This is a genomic window from Nocardia farcinica, assembly GCF_029867845.1.
In the GTDB taxonomy this organism is placed as follows: domain Bacteria; phylum Actinomycetota; class Actinomycetes; order Mycobacteriales; family Mycobacteriaceae; genus Nocardia; species Nocardia farcinica_A.
Genome location: NZ_JARWRU010000681.1, coordinates 1 through 5,800 on the forward strand (window position 1 = coordinate 1; position 5,800 = coordinate 5,800).

Consider the following 5,800-nt stretch of genomic DNA (forward strand, 5'->3'; position numbering starts at 1 on the left):
GGCCAGCGCGCGGTGGTCGTCGTCCTGGAGGACGGCGAGGTGATGAGCGACCACGCAGCGTTGCAACGGCGCCGCGACGGGATCGAGCTCGTCCCACAGCGCCCCGAGCGCCTTGCGCGCCGCCGCCGGGTCATCGCTGCCGAGCCGCACCGCGGCGAAGATGTCCGCCATCCGATCGTCCGCCATGCGCACGAGTATCGCACATATGTTCGAAGGTTTCGAGGCGGATTCCAGGGGCGTTCCCGACCCGTTTCCACCACCACGGCAAAGCCCCGGCAACGGCACGCGAGGTCCGTCCCACCGCCTCGAATCCGGCCACGACCAGGGCGGTCGCGGGAGAATCGGGAGAACGAACCTCTTGGCGAAGAACTTACTTTGGAGTAAGTTCGACGTCGGCGGGCAGCCGCGCCCGGCGTCCCGACCGTTCACCGCCTCACCCGTTCGACGAGGAGCGACCATGGCATCGGCCGAGCAGCACCCCCCAGCGGAGACACACCGGCGACAACTCGCGGGCAGGCATGTGCTCATCACCGGCGCCTCCTCCGGCATCGGCCGCGCCGCCGCGGTGCAGGCCGCCGCGCACGGCGCCACCGTGTTCCTGCTGGCCCGCCGGGGCGAGGAGCTCACCGCCGTGGTCGAGCAGATCCGCGCGGCAGGCGGCGCGGCCCACGGCTACCAGTGCGATGTCACCGACGCCGAATCCGTCGAGCACACCATGAAGACCCTGCTCGACGAGCACGGTCGGGTGGACATGCTGGTCAACAACGCGGGCCGCAGCATCCGCCGCGCCATCCACCGCTCCACCGACCGGCTGCACGACTACGAACGCACCATGGCGGTCAACTACTTCGGCGCGCTGCGGGTGACCTTCGCGGTGCTGCCCGGCATGCGCGAGCGCGGATTCGGCCACATCGTGCAGATCAGCAGCGCGGGCGTGCAGGCCAGCACGCCCCGGTTCTCGGCCTACCTGGCCAGTAAGGCCGCGCTGGACAAGTTCACCGAGGTGGCGGCGGTGGAGACGATGGCCGACGGGGTCACCTTCACCACCATCCACATGCCGCTCGTGCGCACCCCGATGATCGCCCCCACCGGGCGGCAGGGGCCCGCCCGCTCGCCGGAATGGGCGGGCGCGCTCGTGGTGCGCGCGCTGATCGAGCGCCCGCGCCGCATCGACGTGCCGCTGGGCACCGTCGCCGAACTCGGCGCGCTCTTCGCGCCGAGGGTGCGCGATTTCGTGCTGCACCGCTACTACCGGATGCTGCCGGACTCCCCCGCCGCCAAGGGCGCCGCCGACGCCGCGCCACCGGCGCCGCCGGACCCTGCCCCCGCCGAGCGGCCCGTCCGGCCGTACCGGCGATCCGGCGCCAGGCGCGTCACCGGGACCGCGCTGCGCCGGGCGGCGAGCCTGGTGCCCGGCGTCTACTGGTGACACGGTTCGGCCCGGCGAGCGGCCCGCGCCCCGCTACGGTGGGGTGTCCGGTGTACCCGTCCTCGGGAGGCGTCTTGCGGTTCGTCGTTCGCGTGCTGGCAGTTGCGCTCGTCGCGCTGGGTGGTTTCGCGCTGTCGGCTCCGGTCGCGTCCGCCGTTCCAGGGCCGAGTATCGGCGGGGTGGCGATCGACGAGGAGACCTCCCGCCGCGTCGACGAACTGCTCGCCGTCCGCGCGGCCGCCGCACACCTGCCGAAAGGCGAACTGCTGGAGGCCCTCTCGCGTCCGCTGCGCGGCACCCCGTACGGGGCGGACATGCTGATCGGCTCGGCCACCGAGCCCGAGCGGCTGGTGATCGACCTGCGCCGGGTCGACTGCTTCACCTACCTCGACTACGTGGCGGCGCTGAGCCGGGCGAGCGACCGCGAGAGCTTCGCCCGCGCGCTCGTGGAGACCCGCTACGCGGGCGGGCAGGTCGACTTCGCGCACCGCAAGCACTTCTTCACCGACTGGGCGCACGTCGACCGGATCGCCGCCACCGACATCACCGGCGCACTGAGCCCGCACGCGGTGACGGTCCCGGTGCGCCTGAACGCCAAGGCCGACGGCGGCCGCTGGTTGCCCGGACTGCCCGTGGTCGACCGCGCGCTCACCTACATCCCGTCCGAGCGGGTCGGCCCCGAGGTGCTGGCGGGGCTGCGCACCGGCGACTACCTCGGCGCCTACGCCGACACCCCCGGCCTGGACGTCACCCACGTCGGCATCGTGGTGCGCACGGCCGACGGCGGGCTGTACTTCCGCAACGCCTCCTCGCTGCCGGGCAACGACGCGGTGGTGGACAGCCCGCTGGCCGACTACGTGGCCACCGTCCCCGGCATCGTCGTGCTGCGCTCACTCTGACCGGCGCACTCCGACCGGCGAGCACTCCGACCGGCGCCCCACGCGGGCAGGCCCGGTCCAGCCGAGCCAGGCGGGCCGACCGGGCCCCGGGCGGATCAGCCGAGCACCCACCGGGGATCGGGCAGGTAGTACTCGGCCTGCTTGCGCACCGAACCCCACACCGCGAACCCCATCACCGGGGTGTTGGCCGGGATGTGCACCCGGCGCTGCCCGAGATCGACGAGAACCGGCACGATGACCGACCCGTAGCTCATCGGCCTGTTGCGCAGGCCCTGGATCGCGGCCGGATGCACCCGGTGCGAGACCAGCGCCGCCACCCCGAAGACCCCGCCCTTGACCACGAACGCGCTGCGCCTGCGCAACGACCGGGCGAACTCGTCCACCCGGTGCGGGAAGTCGGCCGCGGCCTGCGGGGTCACCTCGGCCACATCGGCCACACAGACCGCCAGCTCGATCGGGTTCAGCGCGGTCGCCACCGCCTGGCCGACGCCGGTCAGGCCGAGGACCGGCCCGATCCACTGCCTGCCGATGTGCAAGCGGCCAAGGGCGTGCTGGTGGGTGACCGCGGCCAGGTACCGCTGGGTCTCGTCCTGGACGGGATCGCCCGTCGCACCCGCCCGCGGGTGGGCCCCGGCCGGATGACCTCCTGGTGAAAACGGCTGGTGCGCTTGCGGTCCCCACGGCGTCGACATCTCGTCCCCTCCTGTACGCGACTCGTTGCCGCGACGGTACCCGTCCGCGCGCACCGGCACGCCGCGCAGTGCCGGACACGCCACTCGGTGCGGTCCGGCGGTTCGGTGCCGGACCGGCGGCTCAGCGACGGACGGCGATCTCAGCGACGGTGTCGGCGACCAGCGCGGTGACCGGCTTGGGCCCGGCATCACAGCCGGCCTGGCGCGGGGCGTGGGCGACGGCGCGCACGACGACCCGCCACCGGCGGCCGTCCCGATGGGTGACGACGGCGGTCCCGGCGTGGGTGGCGGGCTCGCTGCCGTCCCTCTCGTCGGGCGCGGTCGCCACGATCAGATCGTCCAGGCCCGCCCCGATCCGTTCCCGCACCGCCAGTTCGGCGACCTGCTCGACGGGGCTGTGGCCGCTGCGGCCGCGCAGTCCTGCCGTGGACACCTCGCCGCGATCGACGGCCGCCACCGCGGCGGCGGCGGACTCGGCGTCCACCCGGCCGTAGGTCAGGCCGCTGGGCAGCAGCACCATGGCGGGGGCGAAGCGGTGGCCGCCGGTGTGCGAGCACTCCCAGACGCGGCCGGGGTGGACAGCGGCCAGGCTCGCGGCGACAGGACGGCCGAGGCGCGCGCAGCAGCGGTCGCGCTTGCCGTGCGCGCACACCAGCACCGGCGCCTCGGTGACCGGCTCGCCGAGGCCGGGCGCTTGGCCGTGCACGACCGACAGGTCGAGGTCGAGCAGTTGGTCGAGGTCGTCGATGAACAGCCGTTCGCACCACGCGCCGGTCGGGTGCGAGGCGGCGAGCAGCACGGTGCGGGTGCCGGTGAACTCGTGACGGCCGGGGCGGCGGATCAGGGTGGGACGGACCTTCGCCGCGGCGGTGCGGGCGGCGAGTTCGGCGGTCAGGCGCGGGCCGAGCACCTCGTCGCCGAGCACGTCGCGGCCCCACGCGCCGGGATGTTCCACACACAGCCAGCCACCGACCCTGGTCGCGGTGCCGGGCAGCGGCACCTGCGCCGAGGCCGTCGAGCAGGGTAGGCCGGCGAACTCGTTCATCGGCGGCCCGCCCGGGCGGAGACATCCGGGAAGGGGACGCCGAGGAACGGCAGCACGGCGGCGGCGAACTCCCGGTGCCGGTCGCGGTGGATGCTGTGCCCGCAGGTGAAATCGGTGACCGTGCAGTCGGGCAGTGCGGCGACCAGCATCGCCAGCCGTCCCTGGTCGACCATGCCGCCCGGACCACCGCGCAGCACCAGGGTGGGCGCGGTGATGCCGGACAGTCGTTCCCACCACAGCGGGTGCGGCTTGTGGAACTGCTCGAGCGCGCTCGCGGTCATGGACCGGTCGAAGGCCCACAGCGCGCGGGGATGGCGGACCAGGCTCGTCGTCGCGTGCCACAGCTCGGCGGGCGTGGGCAGGCGGCGGATCGGGGTGAGTTGTTCGTCGCCGGAGCGCAGCGGCAGCGGGCACTCCTCCAGCACCAGCCTGCCGACCAGCTCGGGGCGTTGCTGGGCGACGCAGGAGACCGCGTAACCGCCGAGCGAGTGACCGACCAGGTCGACCCGGTCGAGGGCGAGGTGGTCGCACAGCGCCACCAGATCGGCGCCGAACTCGTCGAAGCCGTAGCTCGCCGCGCGGGCACTGCGGCCGTGTCCGCGCAGGTCGGGGATGATCACCCGGCGTCCGGCGGCGAGCAGTTCGCGGGCGAAGCGGTTCCAGGTGTGGCCGTCACCGCCCATGCCGTGCACGAGAAGGACCGGGGCGGCGGTTTCGTCCGTCCGTGTGCTGTCCGATCGTGTCCTGTCCGATCGTGTCCTGTCCGATCGTGTGCTGCCCGACCGGGACCCCGAGTCGCGATAGGCGATGCGTACACCGCCGACGGTCGTCAGATGGGCAGACGTCGAGTGCACGAATGGAGTTTACGGGGCTAGCCGTACACGCCTTCGGCCCGCCACACGCCCTCCCGGCAGATCAGCAGCAGCACCCGCTCGTCCTCGCCGGGCGCGCTGATACCCACCTGGGCGCGGGCCACCGGACCGGTGTCCGGCCGGTCCCGCTCGCCCCACCAGTGGTCGTCCACCGCCCCCCGCCCCGCCCCGCCGGGCAGCCGCAAGCCCCGCGTGCCCCACCCCACCCGGGCCGGGTCGGCGGAGAACAGCCCGCGTTCGGTGACCTCGACGGGTGACCCCGCGGCGTCGAGCAACCGCACCTCGGGCCGGTCGGCCAGCAACACCGAGGGCGCGGGCTCGGGCAACCTGCCCGGCCACGGCTGCGCGGGATCGGTCTCGGGCACCTGTTCGTCACCCAGCGCCACCAGGGTGACGCGCTCGCCCGGCCCGCGCCCGCCGCTGAGCACCCCGATCCGCACCGCCTCGCCGCCGAGCAGACCCTGCACCCTGACCAGGGCGCGGCGGGCCCGCTCGTCGTCCTCGCCCGTGCCGCCCCACAGGCCGAGTTGCAGCGCACCGGCCCGCACCACCTCCACCGGGACCAGGCGGAGCACCGTGACCGGAGCGGGCCTGCGGTCGGCGCGGGTCTGCCAGCCGTCGAGCTGCCAGCGCACCCGATCGGCGGTGTCGGCGGGGGTCAGCGGCCGGGCGCACCGCCAGATCCGGGAGAGCTGTTCGCCCGCCTCGGTCTCGGCGACCACCTCGAGCCGGGTGCAGGCCAGCGCGGCGGCGGCCAGCCCGGCGTGCAACTCGGTGGCCAGCAGCCTGCCCGCGAAGGCGGCGGCGTCGACCCGGTCCAGCGGCGGATCGCAGCGATGCGCCACCGCCAGCTCGGGCGGCGG

Annotated in this window: 5 protein-coding genes and 2 pseudogenes; 2 read left to right on the top strand and 5 right to left on the bottom strand. The window is 74.3% G+C overall.

Translation table 11 applies throughout. From position 1 onward, the window contains the following. A pseudogene (locus QH283_RS14945) lies at window positions 1–186 on the bottom strand (hypothetical protein); the annotation flags it as partial. A gap of 271 nt (window positions 187–457) precedes the next feature. Here QH283_RS14945 and QH283_RS14950 point away from each other — a divergent pair. Further along, window positions 458–1,429, top strand: coding sequence for an SDR family NAD(P)-dependent oxidoreductase (locus QH283_RS14950; protein ID WP_280503603.1), 972 nt, complete (start codon window positions 458–460; stop codon window positions 1,427–1,429). Between the two features lie 74 nt (window positions 1,430–1,503). Next, a complete protein-coding gene (locus QH283_RS14955; RefSeq protein ID WP_432420732.1) occupies window positions 1,504–2,328 on the top strand; it encodes a DUF1460 domain-containing protein in 825 nt (274 codons plus the stop codon). A 95-nt stretch (window positions 2,329–2,423) separates the two neighbouring features. Here the strand turns inward: QH283_RS14955 and QH283_RS14960 are convergent, their stop codons facing one another. From QH283_RS14960 to QH283_RS14975, 4 genes and pseudogenes are all read right to left on the bottom strand, one after another. Next, window positions 2,424–3,020, bottom strand: coding sequence for a hypothetical protein (locus tag QH283_RS14960; protein WP_280503604.1), 597 nt, complete (start codon window positions 3,018–3,020; stop codon window positions 2,424–2,426). 121 nt (window positions 3,021–3,141) lie between these two features. Next, window positions 3,142–4,065, bottom strand: coding sequence for a sucrase ferredoxin (locus QH283_RS14965; protein WP_280503605.1), 924 nt, complete (start codon window positions 4,063–4,065; stop codon window positions 3,142–3,144). Further along, window positions 4,062–4,919 carry an alpha/beta fold hydrolase gene (locus QH283_RS14970; RefSeq protein ID WP_280503606.1) on the bottom strand — a complete coding sequence of 286 codons (858 nt, stop codon included), beginning with the start codon at window positions 4,917–4,919 and terminating at the stop codon, window positions 4,062–4,064. The genes QH283_RS14965 and QH283_RS14970 overlap by 4 nt, the downstream gene beginning before the upstream one ends. A 17-nt stretch (window positions 4,920–4,936) precedes the next feature. Further along, window positions 4,937–5,800: pseudogene (locus QH283_RS14975) on the bottom strand (DNA polymerase Y family protein); the annotation flags it as partial.